A 21,019-nucleotide genomic window follows, 5' to 3' on the forward strand; every position below is an offset into this window, starting at 1 on the left:
GCCTTACTACTTTGAGTTTGAGCTTCTCGTCGTGCTTCGCCATGAAAAAACCCCAAGGGTCGGATCTATGTCCAACTCTTGGGGTTCAGTTCAGCAGACATTTCTGCGACGCCGTTTTCCTTTTGACCTCACGTACTTTACGTTCGAGGCGTTCCGTCAGGACGCTGTGCGAGCACGACGGGCATCTCGGGCGTCGGATAGCCGGCTTCCTTGAACGTCTCGACGATCGCGCGGTTCGTGTCGAAATAGACCTGCCAGTAGTGGTCGGTATGCGCATACGGACGCACGCAGAGCAACGGACCTTCCGGCGTGAACGACAGCACTTCGACATCCGGCGCGGGCGTTTCCGCGACGTTCGGAATCTTCGTGACCGAGGCTTTCAGGCGACCGATTGCGTCGATGGGATCGACGCCGTTCGCGATCTTCGCCGTCAGTTCGACGCGCCGGACGGGCAGCGCGCTGTAGTTCGAGATCGTGTCGGAGAAAATCTTGTTGTTGCCGATGATGGTCGTGACGTTGTCCGGCGTCAGGATCGTCGTGCCGAAGAGGCCAAGTTCGTGGACGGTGCCCGTCACGCCGCCCGCTGTCACGAAGTCGCCCACCTTGAACGGCCGCAGGATCTGCATGAAGATGCCGGCCGCGAAGTGAGCGAGGAGGCCGCCCCAGGCCGTACCGATCGCGAGACCGAGGCCGGCGAGCAGCGCCGCGAACGAGGTCGTCTGCACGCCGAACACCTGCAGCACCGCGAGAACCAGCAGCAGGTTCAGCAACGCACCAAGGATCGAGCCGAGGTAGTGAGCGAGCGTTGGATCGACACGTCCATTGCGGCTCAGGATCTTGCGCAGCAGGCCCGTGATGAGCGAAATGACCCAGCGCCCGATGATCCACAACACGATCGCCCCGAGCACCTTGGTGCCGAAGTCGATGCCACGGGTCATGATGAATACGCGTACGGTTTCGAGATCCACGGTGTCCTCGTTTGAGTCGGTTGTGTTGAACGGCCTGTTTCAATTCGAGCAGCCAACCGCGGCGTGAACCCAGCCTTGCGTGACCAGTGAGCCGGCCGAACGCCGCGATCCGTTCATGTCTGCTTTTGTGACGATTTTGTTGACGGCAGCAAACGCATACTGGGCGACACACAACAATGCCCGGCGGCGAGCGGCGGGCAGATCCGGGGAAGCGAATCTTCGGAAGTTATAGGCGACGGCGTGGCCTGTCGCAAGGATCATTCCAAGGATGGACAGCGTCCGGGCGGCGTGGGACCGGTCTCGTGATCATTCTCCCGGGCTCCTTGCCCGGGTGCGGCTCGGGCCAGTGTTTTTCCATATCGACCTAACCGTTTTGTAATGTTCGGTCGCGCACGGCCGGTAATCCGGCGGTTCCGTAAGATCGGCGCATCGATTTCGTAAGAGAAGCGTATCGGTTTCGTAATATCAATGCGTCGTGGGTGATGCAGGATTCAGCTGTGTCGGCGGGTTTCGCGGGACCGGCTAATGCGGTTTGCGGACAGTGATGGGAGCGTCCCCGCGATGACTGGAATGCGTGAACGCCTCGCTTCTGCCCGGGCGCCACTTCGCGAAACTACAAGTTGAGCAATACGCCTCACATGACGAACCCACGTTCGAGAGGTATTCGGATGCCGTTCTTTCCAGTCTTTCTGTCGGTCGTATTCGTTGTGCGCGAGCAGTCCGATAATCTCGAACAGATTCTGTCGGACGCGGCGGCGTGCATCTCTTCGCTCGTCAGCGACTACGAGTTGATCGTCGTCGCCAATGCGTCGAGTGACGACAGTCTGACGGTGCTCCGCAATCTCACCAGCGAACGTGGCCTTCCCAACCTGCAGGCATTTGTCCTGACGAAAACGGTCGATATCGATACGGCGTCGTGGGTTGGTCTGGAAAACGCACTCGGCGACTTTGTGGCCGTGCTCGACCCGCTGACTGACGACATCGGGTTCCTGCCGTCCATGCTCGAAAAATCCGTCAACGGCATCGACGTGGTGTTCGCACAAAACGAGCAGGCGCCTCCGCAAAGCCTGACGTATCGAATGGCGTGCGCGGCGTTTCACTGGTCCTACGAGAAGCTGAACGGCATTCACCTCGCGAGAGAGGCACCGCCGTATCGCGTATTGAGCAAGCAGGTCGTCAATTTCATTCTGCAGCATCGTCAGCCGGCAATGAGCTATCGGCATTTGCCCGCGACGGCCGGGTTCAAGCGCGCCAATCTGAGGTACAAGGCGGAATCGAAGGCGTTCCGGGTGAAGCGCCTTGGAGAAAGTGTCGACCTCGCGATGCGCATGCTGGTCTCCACAACCCGGACGCCGATGCGGCTTGTCACTTCGCTTTCCGTTTTCGGCGCGGTTGCCAATCTGCTCTATTCGTTCTACGTGGTTGCAATCGGCCTGTTCAAGACCGATGTCGCGCCGGGCTGGATCAGCCTGTCGCTGCAGCAGTCGGGCATGTTCTTCCTGATCTCGCTGGTGCTTCTCGTGCTTGGCGAATACATCCTTCACGTCGACAGCGTCTCTGACGAGCATCCGCTGTACCACGTCAGCCACGAATTCACGAGTCAGCGCATGACGCGTCGCGAGAAGCTCAATATCGAGGAAGTCGCGTCCGGGTCCACGCACGTCGCGAATCAGCCAGCAGAGCGGGCCGCGTGATGGCGCTGTCACATACCGGCCAGGATGCCGTCGTCATTGGCGGCGGGTTTTACGGCACGACCATCGCCGCGTATCTCGTGAGAGCGCGAGGGATGAAACGCGTCACGCTCATCGAACGCGAAGACGCGCTTCTGAAACGCGCCTCCTGCAACAACCAGGCGCGTATTCACAACGGCTATCACTACCCGCGCAGTTTCACGACCGCGTATCGAAGCCGGGTGAACCTGCGGAAGTTTGTGCTCGACTGGCCAGATGCCGTGAAGCGCGATTTCACCAAGCTCTACGCCATTGCCCGTCAACACTCCAAAGTGACCGCGAAACAGTTCGAACGCTTCTGCCACGAGATTGACGCAAACATCCGGCCTGCGCCGCCCGCGCTCCGCTCGCTCTTTGAACCACGTCTGATTGAAGACGTGTTTCTGGTCGAAGAATATGCTTTCGACTCGGGCAGACTCGCCGCATGGGCTGCGAACGAACTGGGTGCGTGCGGAGTGCAGGTGACTACAGGTACGCGCGTCACCGATGTCGCGCGTGGGTCCGGTTCCGCGCTCACGGTCGCCGTGCAGCACGGTAACGGATCGCGCGAATTGATTGCGTGTCACTACGTGTTCAACTGCACGTATAGCGGACTCAATCAGATCCTCGGCGATTACCCGGGAACGCAGACTCATCTGAAACAGGAGATCGCGGAAATCGCGTTGATCGCCGTGCCGCCCCGGTTTCAGGATATCGGCGTCACGGTGATGGACGGCCCGTTTTTCTCGACGATGCCGTTTCCGGCGCGCGGGCTGCATTCGCTGTCCCACGTCCGTTACACCCCGCATCTGAACTGGAACGATGAGTCCGGCGTCGATCCCTACGAGCGACTCAGCGTGTACCCGCGTGAAAGCCGTGTTGACCGGATGCTTCGCGACGTCGTGCGTTATATCCCTTCACTGTCGCAGGCGCGCCACGTGGAGTCGCTGTTCGAGGTCAAGACTGTTCTCGCGAAGAACGAAATCGATGACGGACGCCCCATCCTGTTCGAGAAGCATCCGCAACTGCCCGGGTGCTTTTCCGTACTCGGGGGCAAGATCGACAACATTTACGATGTGCTTGAGAAGCTGGATGCGGAACGGCTCGAAACTGAAGCGGACCGGTGCCAGACCGAAGCGAGAGTGATTTATGGCTAACGCGTTGATCGGCTTTTCAGGGTTCGTCGGCGGTACGCTTCTCAGGCAGGCGTCGTTCGATGCGCTATACCGTTCGAGCAATATCGATCAGATCGACGGTCACACATTCGATACCGTCATCTGCGCCGGCGCACCCGCGCAGAAATGGCTGGCTAACCGCGAACCCGTGGCCGACTGCATGAAGATCGAAGGGCTGATCGCGCACCTCGACACCATTCACTGCCGCACCTTCATTCTGATCAGCACGGTCGATACGTTCAGGAATCCGGTGAATGTCGATGAAGCCACGCCGGTCGACGAAGCTGGACTGCACGCGTACGGCCTGCATCGTCGCCTGCTTGAGAAATTCGTTGAGCGCCGGTTCCCCAATCACCTGACCGCACGTCTGCCTGGCCTCGTGGGCCCAGGACTTCGCAAGAACGTCATCTTCGACCTGTTGAACCACAACAATGCCGACGCGATCGACAGCCGGGCCGTCTTCCAGTTTTACCCGATGGTCAATCTGTGGCATGACCTCCAGCTGGCGCAGGCCGCGGGTCTCAAGCTGGTGCACCTGACCGCAGAGCCGGTGAGTGTGGCGGAGGTCGCGCTGCAAGGCTTCGGGATGAGACTCGATCACGCGTTCGACACCGCGCCCGCCCGATACGACATGCGCTCCCTGCATGCGCGTGTGTTCGGCGCCACCGGCCATTATCAGTACAGCGCACGGGAAACATTCCAGGCGATCCGGTCATACGCGCAGTCCGGACGTCTTCTCGCGATGGCGAATTCTGGAGCAGAAGCGTGAGGCTCTCGATCTCGAATATCGCGTGGGATGTCGCGGAAGACGAAGAGATCGCTCTTCTGCTCGAACGATTCAAGATCGATGCGATCGATGTCGCGCCGATGAAGTATTTCCCTCGACCGGCCGAAGCATCAGACGACGCAATCAGGCGCGTCAGGCACTGGTGGTCCGATCGCGGCATTGAAATGACCGGCATGCAGTCTTTGCTGTTCGGGACAAGCGGGCTCAATCTCTTCGGACCGCCAGATGTGCGGGAGGCGATGCTTCAGCATCTGGCGGCGGTCAGCCGCGTCGGGGCGGGCCTCGGGGCGAACCGGCTGGTGTTTGGCTCACCACGGAACCGTGATCGCGCCGGACTCGCCGATGACGAAGTTCGGGATATTGCACGCGCATTTTTCCGGCGTCTGGGTGATGTCGCGGACTCGCTTGGCGTGACGATCTGTCTTGAGCCCAACCCGACGGTCTACGGTGCCAGTTTCATGACGACGAGTGCCGAAACTGCAGCAGTGGTCGTGGATATCGATCATCCCGCCGTGAAGATGCAGCTCGACACCGGCGCGATGGCAATCAATGGCGAGGCGGCCGACGTTGTGCTTCCGCGCTTTGCGCATCTCATCGGGCACGTGCACGCAAGCGAACCGCAACTCCTGCCGCTTGGCGACGGCACCTGCCCGCATGACGATGTGTTCGTCGCGTTGAAGAAGTATCTTCCCGAGCATGTCGTCACCGTGGAAATGGTTGCGACTGCGGGGGAGCCGCATCAGGAATCGGTGGCTCGCGCGTTATCGTCCGCGATCCGGCACTACCGCAGCGATCACGTCCGGGTCCGCTTATGAAATGGCTCATCCTGATACTCGGCGTTGCGTCCAACGCGTCCGCGAGCGTCCTCGTCAAGATGGCGATGATGCCGCCACGGAAATTCCCGTCACTCAGCGAGCCGCTGGTCGCGCTCGGAAACTGGCCGTTCTGGCTGGGGCTCGGGCTGTATGGCGCCGCCTTCCTGCTCTATGCGGCGGCGCTGGCCAGACTGCCGCTCAACGTTGCGCATCCGCTTCTGACCTGTGGGGCGGTGGCGAGTGTCGCGCTGATGTCGTCACTCGTCTTTCGTGAGCCGTTCTACTGGAACACGATCGCAGGAATCGTGATGATAGTCGCTGGCGTGGCGTTGGTGACCATCCGGGTGGCTTCAACGGTTTCTTGAGCGGTTTTATCAGTCCTGGAGATCGACAGGCATCGCGACGCCTGCTGTCGGGGAGCGGAGATCAGAACATGAGCATGACAATCGAACTTGAAGCAGGATCCCACGCCGGCTGGCAGGTTCCTGCCTATCGGGTCGCGCACTGGACGGGGCGGCAACATCGTTACTGCGTGGTGATACCGGTCATTAACGAAGGCCAGAGAATCAGGAATCTGCTGGCGAGAATGGCGGCGCTGAATATCAGCCATATCGCCGACGTCCTTATCGTCGATGGCGGTAGTACAGACGGTTCGCTGGAACTGGAGGCGCTTCAGCGTGACGGCGTGAGCGGACTCCTTGTCAAGACAGGGCCGGGGAAATTGAGCGCCCAGTTGCGGTGTGCCTATGCGTTTTCGCTTGAGCAGGGATACGAAGGCATCGTCACCATCGACGGTAACGACAAGGATGACCCGGACGCAATACCGCGTTTCATAGCCGCGCTCGAGCAGGGCTACGATTTTGCGCAGGCCTCCCGCTTTATTGCTGGCGGTGTGGCTGAGAACACGCCGAGGTCGAGGGAGTTTGCCATTCGCTTCATCCACGCTCCGCTGTTGAGTTTCTTTTCCGGATTCAAATGGACCGATACGACGCAGGGCTTTCGCGCCTACAGCCGGAGCGTTTTGCTCGACCCGCGAATCGCACCGTTTCGCGATGTCTTTACGACCTACGAGTTGCTCGCGTACCTGTCCTATCGCGTTCCAAAGCTGGGCTATCGATGCATTGAATTGCCAACCGCGCGGCGTTATCCGAAGGGCGAGGTGCCTACCAAGATAGATGGGCTGAAGGGAAATCTGGCAGTCCTTCGGGTGCTGTTTCGAACCTGCTTCGGCGGGTACGACGGCGATTCCAGATCCAGAGGGTAGGGCGGCCATGCGCGATTCCTCATTCGTCGCAATGGCTCCCCGGAACAGGCTGACCGGCTTGACCGGGTTTCTGCTTTTCCTGGCATCGGCGATCCTGTTTGTGCGGTATCAGTACAACCTGCTGAACTACCTGCAATATCCAGACGAGTCGGAAACCATCGTGACCGCCAAGATGATGGCGGCGGGCGGGACGCTCTATCTGGACATCTTCAACCACCATGGGCCGCTGACATTCCTGTCGGGTCTCATTCTGGAAAAATTCGGATCTTTTGGCGTTCCGGCACATCGCGTTCCGATCGCGCTTCTGCAGCTTGTTGCGCTGGCTACGATCTTTTTCTCGCCGCTGCTTAAGGACAACCTGACGCGCGGTTTATATACGGTGGTGTGTTCGGTCATCATCCTGCGGCTGCTTCCGGGGTTTTTTTACGCCCACGCGTATATGTATCAGGCGATCGCAGGGTTACTGATCATCGTAATCCTGGCGCAATACACGCTGCCCGCGATCTGTATGAAGGAGGCGCTGACGGATCGATCCGTGGTTGCGGGAAATCTGCTTATTGCGTCGCTACCCTTCCTGAATATCACGTTTGCGCCCACCGCAGCGGTTCTGTTTATTGGCTCGCTGAGAAGTCCGTTTCTTCGAAAATCATGGTTGTGGCTGGCAATCGGCGTCGTTGCGAATCTCGTATTCCTTGGCTGCGTTGGCTCGTTTCGGGGCTATGCGGTGTTTCATTTCTACATGAATTTCAAGATTCTTCCGATATATAACTACGCGGTTGATTCGCTGCATCTGTTCACGAACATATTCATGGTTGCCATTCACCCCAGATCATGGTTTCTGGTGGTGGCGGCGGTCATATCGATGGTGTGTCTTGCAATACGTGAGCGAGGTTTGCCGTGGCGAACGGTCTGCCTTGCAGGCGGACTGATCGTTATTCTGACGCGCGGCCCGTCGTTTTATTCAACGCCATTTGCTGACGCCGTTCTGGCGCTGCCGATGGTTTTTTTCAGCAAGCCATTGCGGACGGGTCGAATCACTAACCTGTCAGCGTTGGCGTTGTTTGCGGTGTGCCTCTTTTCGATTTCACTGATCCTGCCGATGGACAGAAGAAGACTGGATGCCGGCAACGTCCCGCTCACCACGGAATTTTCCCAGCTGTCGGATATTTTCACTTCGCCTGGCGACAAGATCATTGTCTATACCGTCAGAAACTACGAATACGTCGTGGCCAACAGGCTTCCAGCGTCGGGGAATTTTTTCTATTTTCCGTGGCAGGAGAAATACAACGAGAATCCGAGGCTCGGCGTAAAAATAGACACCTGCGGAGAGATCAGGAAAAACCGTCCCAAGATCATGCTGATCGACAAGTGGACGGTTTGGGATCTGTATGCGTGGTCATCGTACGGCGGCTGCGTGCAGGACATTCTCGACGCTGACTACACTCATATCCTGGACGGTCCCTACTACGTCAGAAAAGACATTCTGCCTCGCGACAAGGGTATTTATTTTCCGCATGGCGATTACCAGCTGACACATAGCCGGGTGCTTGAGAAGGGGAATGAAATTCCGATCATGATTTCGTCGGGCTCGCGTTTCGAACGCGCTGCGCTAAAGAAGATCGGTATCCTGTTCAATGTTACCGACGGGATGAATGGCGGCGCTGCCGAGTTGCGCCTGAAGGATTCGGACGGTCGCGAGCACGTCCAGCGCTTTTCAGTCTCGGACCTGACCAACCAGAAGTATCGCTACTTTGATCTGGATCCGGCGGTCTATACGTCGGGCGAGATTGTGTCGCTGGGTGGAAGCGGCGTGAACACCTGGGAGACCCGCGCGAAGCAGGGCGCTGTCGGGACGTGCGTGGTGTACGAATACGCGTACGAGCAGAGAAGGTTCACGCCGGGTTGCCCGATTAGCTGAGGCTGGCTGCGGGTCGAATAGCAGGGTGGTCGGGTCTGCCAGGGCCCGATTCGCCTGCGGATTTTTCCGCGCGGGCTCACGCTAACGTAGCTGCGCCGTTATCTTGAAGGCCGCCGCCTGCTGCTCGCCGCTCACCATCCACTTTCCGCCGCTCGCCGCTCGCATACGTCATGGAAGTTGAGCAGCGGCCCCGGTTCATCTTATCAAGGCGACTCTCGTTGAAGCGCCAGGAGTCGGGTTCTCAGTGGCGGCAGCCAGCCGCCGGCGTCTGCGCTGTCGATGACGCGATATCCAGGCATCGGGTTGAACTGGATCATGTATTCATTATCGTGAACCCACCAGCTCTTTGGCTGCGGCTGATCGAGATCGATTCGAGGATCGTAGAGATAGAACCCGTTGAATTCGTAGCCGCCGTCGATCTTCGTTACGGGAATGCCTCGCTGTAACAGCGTGTCGGCCAGCAGCCATCTTGCGCGGTTCCAGCTCATGTAGTCGTGCGTGCCGGCGACCGCGAACCCGCCCATCAGGATCAGCGTAAAACATGACAGTGCCAGCGCCGCGCGCGGCCACATCCATGATTGTCGCGTAAGCTGCGACAGCCGTGATCGTCCGGATGACGGCCACATGACATCCCCCGCCGGAGAACCGAGCGTGACAAGGGCAATCAGCGGCATGAACGCAGGCAAAAGATAGCGATCGTAGAACCCGCCGAGCACGCAGGTCATCAGGTAGATCGACGCTGAAAGCAGTAGAAACGCCCTGACGCTGACAGCGGCGTCCTGCGTTTTCGTCTGATACCGCGTAACGATCGACTTGAGGGTCAGCGCTATATCGAGCAAAAGCAGGATCCCTCCAACCGAACCTAAAAACGTCGCGAAGTACCAGAACGGTGCGGGTAGTGGGGGGACATCGGCGCCCGGCCTCGCATCGAAGAACCAGATTGGACCGAGCCCGGATTCGCGGACCGTGGTCCAGGTGTTGAATGGAAAGATGTGATGTTGCATCACGAACGTCGCGAACCACGCAATGCTGCACAGCGATGCGCCGATCAATATCGCCTTGCCCCATGAGAGGCGCAGGTAGTCGCGGACGAGACCGGGCAGCCGTAGAGCCAGTATCGGGAAAAGCAGCCAGCCGGTCTGCGCAAGCGCGGCGCGGAAAAGCCAGGATATCTCGCCAAGTCGATGTCCGATCGCGGCAAGCGTGATCGTCGAGGCTGGGAACAGACGGCTCATTATCGGCGTCTTGCCGAGATACATGACCGGCATCGCGTCGCGTGCATCCAGCCAGGCGCTCAAACCTTTGAGCAATGCGATACCCGCAACCAGCGCTATCGCCGACAGCGCGATTGCACGCCAGTCCCGCCGGTTCTCAAGGAGAAGGGTCAGCAGCATTGCGAGCGGGAGGAACAGGCCAAGTTGCCTGATCAATACAGCCCAGCATCCGAACAGGATCGCGACAACCAGCGTCACGCTGCTGCGCTTCGACAGATAGCGGCAATAGAACAGCGTCGAGAGCGCGCAGAACGATGTGAAGGCCACGTCGGTCATGAACGTGGAGTTGAGCTCGAAGAAGATCGGGTTGAAGGCAAGCACGAGCGTAGCGGCAACCGTCTTGCGACGCTCGCACCCAGCCTGCTGCAGAAGCATCGCGAGTGCGACGAGTACCAGCGCGCCGGCCACGAGCGTCGAGGCTCTCAACGCGTTGAACGAAAAGCCGAACGGGAGGCAGAACAGTGCGCCCCAAACCGTCTGTCCAAACAGCGACATCGCCGTCCAGCCGCCTGGCCGGAACTCTCCGGTATCGAGCAGATGGCGGACGGTAAGCGAAAACGACCAGTCGTCCTGCAGAGGAAAGTTGCCCAGCGGATTGGCGATAGCGACGGCGATCGCCCAGATCAGGACGGGCAAGACTATCGCCGCGTAATCGATCCGCGAACCATAGAATTGCCTCGACGCGATCAGATTTTCCATATGAGGCACCTCCGCGGTTTCCGGCATCAGCAACGCCTGGTTAGTCCGCTACGTCTGCTACGTGATCCTTTCAAAACACCTGGCACGAGCTGGCCCGTAGTGGACTTTCGTCCGACTTCAAGTCGTCAATACTAGAGTTGCCGTCGAGTCCGCTCCGTGCGCAAGCAGACATAGGTGGGCTACCGCGAAACGGGCGGCCTGAATTGTGCGGAGAAAAGCGCATCGCAAAGTGAACTGTAAATGTCCTTCTCCCCGAATTGAAAGCATCTGATACGGTTTTTTTGCGATCAATCTGGGTCTGTTGCGTGCGGCCTCGCACTGGCAAAGTGCGGTCCACGCTACACCACATGCGTTCGATGGATTCGTTTGCATATATCGCACGATCGGTCGTGACGTTTTGTGGCCCCGAATTCTTTACCGTCAACGGAGTTTCTGAAAAGCGACACAGCGGCTTTGCGTGCGCGGCGAAAAATCGATCAGATGACTGATCCATGATGCAGTGTCTGTATCAGGAGGTCGGGCTCTTTGGCTGTGTATCAAGTCTGCTACGCGATTGAGCGTAGCGGTCTGGCTTTGCACTTCCGGAAGGTGTCGATGCGGTGCGACTGTTTGAAATGGCACAGGCGCATGGCATCGCGATTGCCCCCGGGAGTGTCCTCTCGCGCAGCGAGGGTTTTTCTCGTCACATTCGTCTTAACTATGGCCGACGCTGGACGCCGGAAGTCGAGAGTGAAGTGCGCACGCTGGGCGAGTTGGCAACGCGGCTGTTAGCTGCGGCCGGATAGCGCGAAATTCGTCGTGCGGAGGACTAGCGGGGTTGCGGCGATCTGTCGTCATCGTCGGCGTGTTTGCAAGGCGGAGATTTGCCCGGGTGATGGAAGCAACACAGCGGCATGCGTCATCAGGCGTTTGACAATAACCGACCAGTCGTCTATATTTCGGTTTATTGTGATTCAGCGTGAAACCTGACATGCCAAGACCCGCCAACCCAGAAGTCCGTACCCGCCTGCTTACCGCTGGCGGACGGGTTGTCCACGAAATGGGATTCAACGCGAGTGGGGTGCAAGACATTGTAGCGGCGGCCGACGTGCCGAAGGGGTCGTTCTACAGCTACTTTGACAGCAAGGAGACCTTTGCCGCTGAGGTGCTGGAGGCCTATTGGGAGTCCATCGAAAGTCGGCACGGTGAGGTCTTGTATGACGCCCGCATCAAGCCGTTGGCGCGAATCGAAAAGTTTTTCGGACTGCTTGCCGAGGACCACGCAGCGAACGAATTCAGGCTTGGATGCCTGATAGGCAACCTCTCGCTGGAGCTGTCCAATACCAGCATTGAAGTACGAAGCGCGCTGAAGCGCATCCTGGAACGATGGGAAGGTTCAATCGCGGCTACTCTGGCAGAAGCGAAGACGCGGGGAGAGCTGCCTGCGGACCGGGATCCCATGCAGGTCGCGGCGATCATCGTCGAGAGCTGGGAAGGAGCAATCCTCCGTTGCAAGGTGGAACGCTGTGGCAGTGCTTGCCATCGATTTCAGCGCATCACGCTGAAGCAGTTGTTGCGCTAAATTTTTTTGCGTCAATTAATAGACGACTGGTCGGTTATATTAAAGGTCCGTGACGCGGACGCGAGTGGCGGTCTGATTTTCAACAAAGTATTTAACAAAGGAGCAGCACTATGGCGACAAAGAACAGGTTCGCAGACAAACCCGCGCGACGCGACGTGTTGATCGGCGGCACCGCCGCAGTTGGCGCACTGGCCGGATCATTCCTGCCCGGTTTGGCTCATGCCGCCGCGTCGTCGGCAGCAGCGCCTGCCTCCAGATCACCCGGCCAGCAGTCGGGCAGCTACATCGAAGCGAAGGATGGTACGCAGCTCTACTACAAGGATTGGGGCACCGGCCGCCCGGTCGTGTTCTGTCATGGCTGGCCGCTTAGCTCGGATAGCTGGGAATCGCAGATGATGCTGGTGGCGTCGCACGGCTTTCGCGCCGTCGCTCACGATCGCCGGGGCCATGGCCGCTCGAGCCAACCGTGGAACGGCAACGAAATGGATACCTATGCCGACGATCTGGCGACCGTATTCGAGACCCTCGGTCTGAGGGACGTAATCCTTGTCGGCTTTTCTACCGGCGGAGGGGAAGTGGCCCGCTATCTTGGCCGGCACGGCACGCGCCGCGTGTCAAAGGTCGTCCTCGTTTCAGCCGTGCCGCCGCTGATGCTGAAAACCGCCGCGAACCCGGGCGGGCTGCCGATCGAAGTATTCGATGGCCTGCGTGCCGCTCAACTCGCGAACCGGTCACAGTTCTACAAAGATGTTCCCTCGGGTCCGTTCTATGGCTTTAACCGCCCGGGCGCCAAACCTTCGCAGGGGTTGATCGATTCGTGGTGGACGCAAGGGATGCAAGGCGGCCACAAGAACACCTATGACTCGATCAAGGCGTTCTCCGAAACAGACTTTACCGAGGATCTGAAGAAAATCGACATCCCCACGCTGATCATCCACGGCGAAGACGACCAGATCGTACCCATCGACGCCGCAGGTCGCGCATCGGCAAGGCTGGTCAGGAACTCGAAGCTGATCGTCTATCCAGGGGCGCCGCACGGGTTGACGGACACACACAAAGACCAGTTCAGCGCGGACCTGTTGGCGTTCATCCGGAGCTGAGTCGGCTATAAAACGACGTGGAGGATAGTCGCGCTGGCCGCGCGCAGCCACGAAACTGGATTCATGCCGCTATCTCCTCGGTCGAAGTCTCGGTGTCATCCGCGTTGAACCCGGTCAGGTAATTCAGATCGAGCGCGCGGATCTGCTCGGTCATGAAGTCGATGAAGACGCGAATGCGCGACGGCAAATGCTGCCGGCTCAGATAGCAGATATAGTGCCCGCGGTCGTCGGGCGCATTCCGGGCCAGCGCCACGACGAGTTCATTGGCCGCAATGTGATCGCAGATCTGATAGCCGGCCATCTGCGCGATGCCGGAGCCCTGTAGAACCGCACGCAAGACCAGGTCGGCATCGTTGAACGTGAGACGGGCCGTCGGCAGGTATTTCCGTACGTGGCCGTCGACCTTGAACTCCCATTCGAACACCCGGCCGCTGGAGAAGCGAAAGTTGATGCATTCATGCTGGCATAGATCTTCGAGCGTATGCGGCAGGCCGTGCGCTTCCACGTAGGATGGCGCGGCGCAAAGCGCCATCTGCATCGGAATCAGCTGTTTGGCGATGATGCTGGAGTCCTCGATGCGCCCATTGCGGAACGCCACGTCGATCTGCTCGGAGGCAAAGTCCGTCGGCCGGTCGTCGAGCAGCAGATCGACGGCGATGTCGGGATAGGCCTTCATGAACTCTTTCAGCAGCGGCACCACCACCTTCCTGCCGAAGCCCGCCGTCGAGCTGATGCGGATCAGGCCGCGTGGCGGGCCCTGGCGAAGCTCCAGCATGTCGTTCACGGCTTCCGCGATGTGCGCGACACCCTGATGACAGTTCTCAAAGAAGCGCTGGCCTTCGCGCGTCAGTCGCGTGCTGCGCGTGGTGCGTAGAAACAGCCGCGTACTCAACTGCGTTTCCAGCTTCTGGACGTTCCGGCTCACGGCCGATCTGCCAACGCCCAGACGTTCGCCGGCCTTGGCGAAACTCCCTTCGCTCGCCACCGCCATGAATGCCATGATGCTCGCATAGCTCACGGCAACGCTTGTGGACAGCGCATCAGCGCGGTGCGGCAAACTGAGGCGAAAGCCGCGTACCGACCTGTCCGATTGATTCATTTCGCTGCCCCCAAAAAGAAATCCGACGCGCCCCGGGTTCCCGTGCACCGCGGCATCCCTGCTGCCGTCACGTGCGTTCCTGCTGCTTCCTCCGAGCGGCTTGCGTGCGCTGCAACCCCGCGCTCGCCATGACGACAGGTAAGTAAGTCTCGCGACTCGAGAAGGCGATTCTGCGAACGGAGGGTGACGCACCTGCAATAGCCTGCGAAGCTCATACGAGCGGATATCCCCAAAAAAAGCGCCCGCGATTTCGCGGGCGGAGGCCATGCCAAGGGGGCGGCATGGGGAAGAAGTAGATGGAAGCCTTGGGATCATCGGCCCATGAATCAATGTGGACGTACGTTGTGCAGCCGCAACCACACTTTGGTTTGTCTACGCACGCGCTCGTGCTTGCGTTGATGGCTGTTCGCGCTCATCGCAAGCACGGTCTCGAAGGTGCTCGCGTCACTGCTTTATGGGATCCTTGCACGGAGATATCTGTGAGTCAGCCTACGTCGGGGTAATCGTCCGAATCGTGCAAAATCTGCCAGTAGTCGTGTGAAAAGCCGCTTGCAGTAAGGTTCGCCGGTTCTTGCGAGTGGCGCCACGTCCCATGTTCACCGCAACAGCTTAAGCGGTGCCAACAGGTTAGCCGAAGGACGCTTGCGGGTTGCCCGCTGCCAGTGCTTCGATACGATTCGGCGCCGGCGGGTAGATCCACTTCGTGTTGATCATCTGTTTGCGCGCCTTGCCTTCGGCGTTCGTCAGTTTGATCTGTCGATCCCAACCTTCCGAATAGATAGCGCCCCATTCGCCAAGGTCGACGCAAGTAGCATAGAACGGCTGCCTATATTCCAGGGTCGGGACACCGATCAGATCTGCGGCTGCGTTGTGTCCGCCGAATTGCCCCATCACGATAGCGTGCTGACAGGACATCAATGCGTAGCGCCCGTTATCGTCGCACAGCGCGCGCGCCACATCACCCGCCACAAACACATCAGGTGCTTCTGCCACGCGAAGATCCAATGCCACTTCGACACGTCCCAGCGAATCAAGACGCGAAGAAACTTGCGCAGCCAGTGAGCTGGCACGCATGCCGCCCGCCCAGATCACGGTCCTGGCTTCGATAAGGGTGCCCGATGCAGTGCGAACCCCGTCCGCATCGACCGACACCACGCCAGATCCAAGTACTGCCCCAACGCCCAGCGAGTCAAAGGCTTCAGATACATACGGCCGAGGATTGGGGCCAAGATCGGGACCAATATCGTCCTGAGATCCGATCACGACGACGCGAACCGCTGCGTCAGCGCCAAACAATTCGCGCATTCGTTTAGGCAATTCAGTTGCAACCTCAATACCCGTAAAGCCACACCCGACAACAGCGACAGTGTTGCGTGCAGGCAAATCCGGCAGTTTCGCCAGATTTGCGAAGTGGTTGTCGAGAGCTACTGCGTCCTCAATACGATCGACAGAGAAAGCGTACTCCGCCAGGCCAGGAACCGGCGGCCTGTTCAACTTGCTGCCGCTGGTCAACAACAGCCGGTCGTACGCGAGCGAACGCTTTAGCCCCTTAGCCGACACGACACTCACCGTCTTGTCATGAACGGAAATCTCTTCGACACAGCCCTCAAGAAAATTCACGCCAATGGCGTCGAGCAGCGGCCGCAGCGGTGCAGCCATCCGCTGTGGCTCGCTTTCGTACAGCCGCGGGCGGATCTGCAATTCCGGTTTCGGCGAGATCAAGGTGATTTCAACGTCACTGTTCCTTATACCAGCACCATCGAGCACGCGAGCTGCCCCTAGTGCACCCCACACTCCGGCAAAGCCGGCACCCACTATCAAGATCTTCTGCGACATGATTATTGCCTTCGGTTAGAGAATTACGAAGTCGACGGCAAGCACCGAACTCATAACAACCGGTCCCTTGCCTCAATCCAGTTTCGAAATAACTGAGCGAAACAGATCGACGAACGAACAACTTCACACGATGTTGTCCGCGGTCGACACCGCCCGGCTGCGCGGTCAATGACCGGAGTAGACTGGACGCTCCACGAGGCGTGCCATGGTGCTTGTGCCTGCCTGTGAGGATCCGTCCGCAATGCCTCCGTAATCCGAGGTTGTGGCGTTTTGCGTAACGCTATTGGTTGCCTGCAGCCGGGCTGTGGCGACCTGTATGTCGGCCGGGTAGTGCGGATCGTTGCGACGCGTTGGATTGTCGCCAGCCTTTTCGAGCTGAACCAGTTCCGCACGTACTCGGGCGCGCGTGAGGTCAGCGTTCGATTGCTGGGCGGACGCAACAACAGGAATACTCAGAACGGCTGCGACGAGTGCTGCATAGATCTTTTGTTTCATAATGCGGACTCGAAAATGATTAGAGCTTGTTTTACTCAAACGCGTCATACGGTACTGCGCAATGAAAAGCAAAACCAAAGCGTCGCTGCACGAATGTGCCTACTTCTCCGGCACAAGAACAGGCGCGCCCTTGTCCTTCAAAAGAAGCACGATGAACTTCGCGGGTTTGGTCTGGCTCGCGTTGCGCCCGACCGTGTGTATATCGTTCGGACCTTCATAGAAGGTCTGTCCAGGCGTCAGCGTGACTTCCTTGCCGCCCTTGACCTGCATCACAATCGATCCCTCCAGCACATAGACAAAGGCGTGTGCATGATGCCGATGGACGGGATCGACGGAACCCGGCGGATAGGTCACGGTGATCATCAGGGCTTCCTTGCCCGGATAATCGTCCAGCGGCTTTGTCATCAGCGGGGTCACGACGGCTTCGGGAGCCGCGGCGCGAGCCACGCCGATAAGCGCGCCTGCGGCGACGAGCATTGCGATTGCGGTGTTCTTCATGGTGTGCATTCCAGATAACGCGGCCCGCACGCGCGGGACGAAGATGAAGAAGAACGGAAGAACTGGACTGTTCAGGCGAGGTTCGCCTTGTCGAGGCCGAATGCCTTGTCGGCCGAACCCGGCACGGTCCTGAACGCAACGTTCGCGCGGTTCCAACCGTTGATGGCCATCACCTCGAACGTCAGGTCAGACAGTTCCTTCTCGGAGAACTGGGTACGCACGCGTTCGTAGATATCGTCGGGCACGCCATGCTCGGGAAGCGTGGTCAGAGCTTCAGTCCACGCGAGTGCGGCGCGCTCGCGCGGCGCGAAGAGCGTCGATTCGCGCCAGATCGCGAGATGATGGAGGCGCAGTTCGCGCTCGCCGTGCATGCGCGCTTCCTTCACGTGCATGTCGACGCAAAAGCCACAGCCATTGATCTGCGACGCCCGGATCGACACGAGGTCCCGGATCGATTCTTCAATGCCGCTGTCCTTCAGCCGATTGCTGAATTCAAGGAACTTCTTGAACAGCTCCGGCGATTGCTGAATGTAGTTGATACGCTGCGTCATGGATTCCCCCTGGCGACGACGGTGAACATCCGCGCTTAGCGGATGTCGTTAGCGGCAATGCGCCGCACGAAGTCATCGTAGGTGGACGCGGCGTAGCGCGGTAGACATGCAAACGGGCTCACGGTGTTGCCCCTTTGGCACCAATCAAAAGCCGGCAGGCGGGTGCAGGCCGGAGAAATATCAGCGCTCAGGTGTTGCCGTGTGCCGCGGCGATACGCGCCAGCTTGTCGGGATTGCGCTGCATCAGAATACGGACGATCCGCTCGCCGTCCGTTTCGAATGACTGAACCGATTCGAGCTTGCCTTCGAAAAAGCGCAGAAGGGCCCATTGATCGTTGAGCACCACGAGCTTGACGCTGAGTTTGCTGCCGTAGCGCAGGCACGAAGCGTAGAAAAGCTGTGCGATGCGCCGGCCGCCCACCATCGGTTTCAGGGAGCTCGGGACTTTGCCTCCGCCGTCGCCGATCAGCATCGCATCTTCGGCCAGCAAGGCGTTGATCGCAGGGAAATCGCCGCGCTCCAGCGCCTGCGCGAAGGTACGCAGCAGGCGGAGATGTGTCTCGCGCGGCACTTCGTAACGCGGGCGTTCATCGCGTAGTTGCGCTTTTGCACGGCTGACCAGCTGGCGGCACGCGGCCTCCGTCTTGCCGATGGCTTTAGCGACTTCGTCATAGTCCGCGTCGAAGACCTCGCGCAGCAGGAACGCTGCGCGTGCTTCCGGGGTCAGCCGCTCGAGCAACATCAGAAATGCCACGGAGACGTCGTCGGCGCGCTCTCTGACCCCTTCGGGCATAGCAGACGGGTCGGTCATGGAATGCCTCCTGAAGTATTGGGCTGCTCCGATGCTCTGAAGATAACGGTGGGCCTCGATACTCCATTGCACGCGTCATTCAGGCTCGCGCAGGGCAGCGGCGACGCGTTGCGCTACCGGTCGATTTCTTCCTCATTGAAGGGTGCGAACACGTCCCCCTTCCTCTAAGACGTTCCGCGCACAAAAGTTGTGACATCCGTCCGGATTGGCGGCACTGCTGCCGCCAGATTCTGCACGATCTGGACGATTACCCCGTTACGGCGACGTGGCGGTGGCGCGAGTCGCGCGCATGCGTATCTGGCTGCGTGCGACTCGCTGGTGCTCGACAAATTCGTCGGCCCGGCACCAGCTTCATGTGGCGCCGATGTTCAATTTGTCCGCGCGAACGAGCGGAGACCGCTCGTCGGGCGTAGCGTCGGGGGTGTGCGCCCCGTCGCTCGACCTGGCAGGAACGGACGTCGGCACTGCTTCGAGGCGATGCACGTCATGCGTGACGAACCCGACTTCGTGACTCGGAACGGAGAACCAGTCCGGATTGCGGAACGAACGGCGGATGTCAGCGAGGCCGCTCTCCCAGTGCTCGCCCATCGTCTCGGTGCTGAACTCATAGTCCTTGTAGTGTCCTTCGAAAGCCTTGCTCTGGTAGATCAGGTGCACCACGTTGACCGCACTGCCATCGGCGATCTCTTGTGCCTTGCTCATGAGCGGATGGGTGTGCCGTATGTTCTCCGGGATGTGCCTTAGCAGCTCCTTGATGAGACAGGCATGCTTCCGGTTCTTCTCCATGAACGCTGTGACGGTGCGGGTCCGGCTCGAGTACTGGATATCCTTGGTCCGCGCAGATACGTCGAAGAGATTGCCAGGCAGATTGCCGCGCGCGCTCCACAGGTCCACCTGAAACACCAGCGTGTCCTTATGCTGCGATTCCCTGGCGATTTCGGTCAGCGGCGTGTTGGAAACGAGGCCGCCATCCCAGTAGTACTCGCCGTCGATTTCCACCGCGGGAAAGCCCGGCGGCAATGCCCCCGACGCCATGAAATGCTCGGACGCGAGGCGCATCTTCGTATTGTCGAAATAGACCAGGTTCCCCGTGCGAACGTTGACCGCGCCGACCGAGACACGGATATCGCCGTCGTTGATCCGGTCGAAATCGGCATACTTCAGCAGCGTCGCGCGCAATGCGGTCGTATCGTAGAAGCTGACCTGGCTGGGCGGGTTCACGGCCAGACCGAGGGTGCCCATTGGCGAGCGCGGCGTGAAAAATCCCTTCTGGCCGATCGTCAACGTGCGGCTGGCGGCCCACATGCTCGACCATTTCTGCGCGAGGTCCAAAAAACCGAATGTCGCCGGCCACCAGGCGCCCACATGGCCTACCAGGTCCGTGGGCTGGCTGATGGTGTTCCAGAATCCGCGCAACGCTTCTACGCGATCCTCCGGCGCGTTGCCAGCGATGATGGCGGTGTTCAACGCACCAATCGAGATGCCCGATATCCACGTCAACCCGATGCCGCCTTCCGCCAGCCCTTCAACCACGCCTGCCTGATAGGAACCCAGCGCGCCGCCGCCCTGCAGGACCAGCGCCACTTCGTCATAGTGCGGCAGCTCCAGGGGACTCGCCAGCCTGGTTTCGTTGCGTTGACTGCGATGCATGTCTATCTCCCGGTGCTCATTGCATGAACCAGCCATGGCTGACTACGACCGACTGTCCGGTCAGCGCCGCCGATTCGAATCCGGCGAGAAACGCCACCGTCTCCGCGACGTCGGCTGCGGTCGTGAATTCGCCGTCCACGGTTTCCTTCAGCATCACGTTCTTCACGACTTCCGCCTCGGAAATACCAAGCGCTTTCGCCTGTTCCGGAATCTGCTTGTCAACCAGTGGAGTACGGACAAAGCCCGGACATACAACGTTCGCTCTCACGCCGCGCGGACCGCCTTCCTTTGCGACGACCCGAGCAAGACCCAGCAGACCGTGCTTGGCGGTGACGTAAGCCGACTTCAGCTTCGACGCTTCGTGTGAATGAACGGAGCCCATGTAGATGATGGAGCCGCCCTTTCCAGAAGCGTACATATGCCTGATAGCAGCCTTCGTGGTCAGAAACGCGCCATCCAGGTGAATGGCGAGCATCTTCTTCCAGTCGGAAAAGGCGTAGTCTTCAATCGGGTTGACAATCTGGATGCCCGCGTTCGACACCAGCACATCGATGCCGCCAAGTTTGCCAACTGCGTCTTCGATACCGGCGTTGACCGCTTCTTCGCTCGTGACGTCCATCGACACCGCAAGTGCTTTTCCACCCGCGGCGACGATACTGTCCGCGACCTGCTGCGCGCTCGCCAGATTCAGGTCCGCAATCACCACCGCCGCGCCATTCGCAGCCAGCGTGCGCGCGCATTGTTCACCGATACCGCTTGCTGCGCCCGTGACGAGCGCGACCTTTCCTTGCAACGACATGATCTATTTC

The 21,019-nt window shown here is 59.4% G+C and carries 19 protein-coding genes; 9 read left to right on the top strand and 10 right to left on the bottom strand.

The annotated features are described in order from the left end of the window. Nucleotides 1-137 precede the first annotated feature (137 nt). A complete protein-coding gene (locus P3T16_RS32890; protein ID WP_429345379.1) occupies nt 138-968 on the bottom strand; it encodes a mechanosensitive ion channel family protein in 831 nt (276 codons plus the stop codon). A gap of 668 nt (nt 969-1,636) precedes the next feature. On the opposite strand from P3T16_RS32890, the gene P3T16_RS32895 reads away from it, so the two are divergent. The 7 genes from P3T16_RS32895 to P3T16_RS32925 all read left to right on the top strand — a co-directional run bounded on the left by P3T16_RS32895 (nt 1,637) and on the right by P3T16_RS32925 (nt 8,636). Then, nucleotides 1,637-2,662 (top strand): glycosyltransferase, encoded by a 1,026-nt coding sequence (locus P3T16_RS32895; RefSeq protein ID WP_429345380.1) that lies wholly within the window; start codon nt 1,637-1,639, stop codon nt 2,660-2,662. After that, nucleotides 2,662-3,834: an FAD-dependent oxidoreductase gene (locus P3T16_RS32900; protein WP_429345381.1), complete on the top strand. Its 1,173-nt coding sequence runs from the start codon at nt 2,662-2,664 to the stop codon at nt 3,832-3,834. Before P3T16_RS32895 ends, P3T16_RS32900 begins: the two co-directional genes overlap by 1 nt. Then, nucleotides 3,827-4,621 (top strand): pyridine nucleotide transhydrogenase, encoded by a 795-nt coding sequence (locus tag P3T16_RS32905; protein WP_429345382.1) that lies wholly within the window; start codon nt 3,827-3,829, stop codon nt 4,619-4,621. The genes P3T16_RS32900 and P3T16_RS32905 overlap by 8 nt, the downstream gene beginning before the upstream one ends. Next, entirely contained in the window at nt 4,618-5,454 is an 837-nt protein-coding gene (locus P3T16_RS32910; RefSeq protein WP_429345383.1) for a sugar phosphate isomerase/epimerase family protein, read from the top strand. Before P3T16_RS32905 ends, P3T16_RS32910 begins: the two co-directional genes overlap by 4 nt. After that, entirely contained in the window at nt 5,451-5,819 is a 369-nt protein-coding gene (locus P3T16_RS32915; RefSeq protein ID WP_429345384.1) for a multidrug transporter, read from the top strand. Before P3T16_RS32910 ends, P3T16_RS32915 begins: the two co-directional genes overlap by 4 nt. Nucleotides 5,820-5,887: 68 nt before the next feature. Next, nucleotides 5,888-6,718, top strand: a complete 831-nt coding sequence (locus P3T16_RS32920) for a glycosyltransferase family 2 protein (protein ID WP_429345385.1) — start codon at nt 5,888-5,890, stop codon at nt 6,716-6,718. Between the two features lie 172 nt (nt 6,719-6,890). Next, nucleotides 6,891-8,636, top strand: coding sequence for a hypothetical protein (locus P3T16_RS32925; RefSeq protein WP_429345386.1), 1,746 nt, complete (start codon nt 6,891-6,893; stop codon nt 8,634-8,636). Between the two features lie 203 nt (nt 8,637-8,839). Here P3T16_RS32925 and P3T16_RS32930 read toward each other — a convergent pair whose 3' ends face one another. Then, nucleotides 8,840-10,609 (bottom strand): glycosyltransferase family 39 protein, encoded by a 1,770-nt coding sequence (locus tag P3T16_RS32930; RefSeq protein ID WP_429345387.1) that lies wholly within the window; start codon nt 10,607-10,609, stop codon nt 8,840-8,842. Nucleotides 10,610-11,567: 958 nt separating this feature from the next. Here P3T16_RS32930 and P3T16_RS32935 point away from each other — a divergent pair. Together P3T16_RS32935 and P3T16_RS32940 are read left to right on the top strand one after the other, a co-directional pair. After that, nucleotides 11,568-12,170, top strand: a complete 603-nt coding sequence (locus tag P3T16_RS32935) for a TetR family transcriptional regulator C-terminal domain-containing protein (protein ID WP_429345388.1) — start codon at nt 11,568-11,570, stop codon at nt 12,168-12,170. A 110-nt stretch (nt 12,171-12,280) separates the two neighbouring features. Beyond that, nucleotides 12,281-13,270 carry an alpha/beta fold hydrolase gene (locus P3T16_RS32940; RefSeq protein ID WP_429255351.1) on the top strand — a complete coding sequence of 330 codons (990 nt, stop codon included), beginning with the start codon at nt 12,281-12,283 and terminating at the stop codon, nt 13,268-13,270. Between the two features lie 61 nt (nt 13,271-13,331). Here P3T16_RS32940 and P3T16_RS32945 read toward each other — a convergent pair whose 3' ends face one another. The 8 genes from P3T16_RS32945 to P3T16_RS32980 all read right to left on the bottom strand — a co-directional run bounded on the left by P3T16_RS32945 (nt 13,332) and on the right by P3T16_RS32980 (nt 21,009). After that, nucleotides 13,332-14,369 (bottom strand): LysR family transcriptional regulator, encoded by a 1,038-nt coding sequence (locus tag P3T16_RS32945; protein ID WP_429345389.1) that lies wholly within the window; start codon nt 14,367-14,369, stop codon nt 13,332-13,334. Nucleotides 14,370-14,996: 627 nt separating this feature from the next. Further along, nucleotides 14,997-16,205 carry an NAD(P)/FAD-dependent oxidoreductase gene (locus P3T16_RS32950; RefSeq protein WP_429345390.1) on the bottom strand — a complete coding sequence of 403 codons (1,209 nt, stop codon included), beginning with the start codon at nt 16,203-16,205 and terminating at the stop codon, nt 14,997-14,999. A gap of 165 nt (nt 16,206-16,370) precedes the next feature. Further along, nucleotides 16,371-16,748, bottom strand: coding sequence for a DUF4148 domain-containing protein (locus P3T16_RS32955; RefSeq protein WP_429345391.1), 378 nt, complete (start codon nt 16,746-16,748; stop codon nt 16,371-16,373). 51 nt (nt 16,749-16,799) lie between these two features. Continuing rightward, nucleotides 16,800-17,207, bottom strand: a complete 408-nt coding sequence (locus tag P3T16_RS32960; RefSeq protein ID WP_429345392.1) for a cupin domain-containing protein — start codon at nt 17,205-17,207, stop codon at nt 16,800-16,802. A 62-nt stretch (nt 17,208-17,269) separates the two neighbouring features. Beyond that, nucleotides 17,270-17,749, bottom strand: a complete 480-nt coding sequence (locus tag P3T16_RS32965; protein ID WP_429255346.1) for a carboxymuconolactone decarboxylase family protein — start codon at nt 17,747-17,749, stop codon at nt 17,270-17,272. A gap of 187 nt (nt 17,750-17,936) precedes the next feature. Beyond that, nucleotides 17,937-18,593 carry a sigma factor-like helix-turn-helix DNA-binding protein gene (locus P3T16_RS32970; protein WP_429345402.1) on the bottom strand — a complete coding sequence of 219 codons (657 nt, stop codon included), beginning with the start codon at nt 18,591-18,593 and terminating at the stop codon, nt 17,937-17,939. Nucleotides 18,594-18,911: 318 nt separating this feature from the next. After that, nucleotides 18,912-20,210, bottom strand: coding sequence for a DUF3734 domain-containing protein (locus tag P3T16_RS32975; RefSeq protein WP_429345393.1), 1,299 nt, complete (start codon nt 20,208-20,210; stop codon nt 18,912-18,914). A 16-nt stretch (nt 20,211-20,226) separates the two neighbouring features. Next, complete coding sequence (locus P3T16_RS32980; protein WP_429345394.1) at nt 20,227-21,009, bottom strand: 3-hydroxybutyrate dehydrogenase; 783 nt, start codon at nt 21,007-21,009, stop codon at nt 20,227-20,229. Nucleotides 21,010-21,019 lie beyond the last annotated feature (10 nt).

This window comes from Paraburkholderia sp. GAS42, assembly GCF_050436565.1.
Classification (GTDB): domain Bacteria; phylum Pseudomonadota; class Gammaproteobacteria; order Burkholderiales; family Burkholderiaceae; genus Paraburkholderia.

Bases quoted from the DNA above. Each gene is read 5' to 3' on its own strand.
- P3T16_RS32895 (WP_429345380.1), top strand. From the start codon at position 1,637: ATGCCGTTCTTTCCAGTCTTTCTGTCGGTCGTATTCGTTGTGCGCGAG.
- P3T16_RS32900 (WP_429345381.1), top strand. From the start codon at position 2,662: ATGGCGCTGTCACATACCGGCCAGGATGCCGTCGTCATTGGCGGCGGG.
- P3T16_RS32905 (WP_429345382.1), top strand. From the start codon at position 3,827: ATGGCTAACGCGTTGATCGGCTTTTCAGGGTTCGTCGGCGGTACGCTT.
- P3T16_RS32915 (WP_429345384.1), top strand. From the start codon at position 5,451: ATGAAATGGCTCATCCTGATACTCGGCGTTGCGTCCAACGCGTCCGCG.
- P3T16_RS32920 (WP_429345385.1), top strand. From the start codon at position 5,888: ATGAGCATGACAATCGAACTTGAAGCAGGATCCCACGCCGGCTGGCAG.
- P3T16_RS32925 (WP_429345386.1), top strand. From the start codon at position 6,891: ATGATGGCGGCGGGCGGGACGCTCTATCTGGACATCTTCAACCACCAT.
- P3T16_RS32930 (WP_429345387.1), bottom strand. From the start codon at position 10,609: ATGGAAAATCTGATCGCGTCGAGGCAATTCTATGGTTCGCGGATCGAT.
- P3T16_RS32940 (WP_429255351.1), top strand. From the start codon at position 12,281: ATGGCGACAAAGAACAGGTTCGCAGACAAACCCGCGCGACGCGACGTG.
- P3T16_RS32945 (WP_429345389.1), bottom strand. From the start codon at position 14,369: ATGAATCAATCGGACAGGTCGGTACGCGGCTTTCGCCTCAGTTTGCCG.
- P3T16_RS32950 (WP_429345390.1), bottom strand. From the start codon at position 16,205: ATGTCGCAGAAGATCTTGATAGTGGGTGCCGGCTTTGCCGGAGTGTGG.
- P3T16_RS32955 (WP_429345391.1), bottom strand. From the start codon at position 16,748: ATGACGCGTTTGAGTAAAACAAGCTCTAATCATTTTCGAGTCCGCATT.
- P3T16_RS32960 (WP_429345392.1), bottom strand. From the start codon at position 17,207: ATGCACACCATGAAGAACACCGCAATCGCAATGCTCGTCGCCGCAGGC.
- P3T16_RS32965 (WP_429255346.1), bottom strand. From the start codon at position 17,749: ATGACGCAGCGTATCAACTACATTCAGCAATCGCCGGAGCTGTTCAAG.
- P3T16_RS32975 (WP_429345393.1), bottom strand. From the start codon at position 20,210: ATGCATCGCAGTCAACGCAACGAAACCAGGCTGGCGAGTCCCCTGGAG.
- P3T16_RS32980 (WP_429345394.1), bottom strand. From the start codon at position 21,009: ATGTCGTTGCAAGGAAAGGTCGCGCTCGTCACGGGCGCAGCAAGCGGT.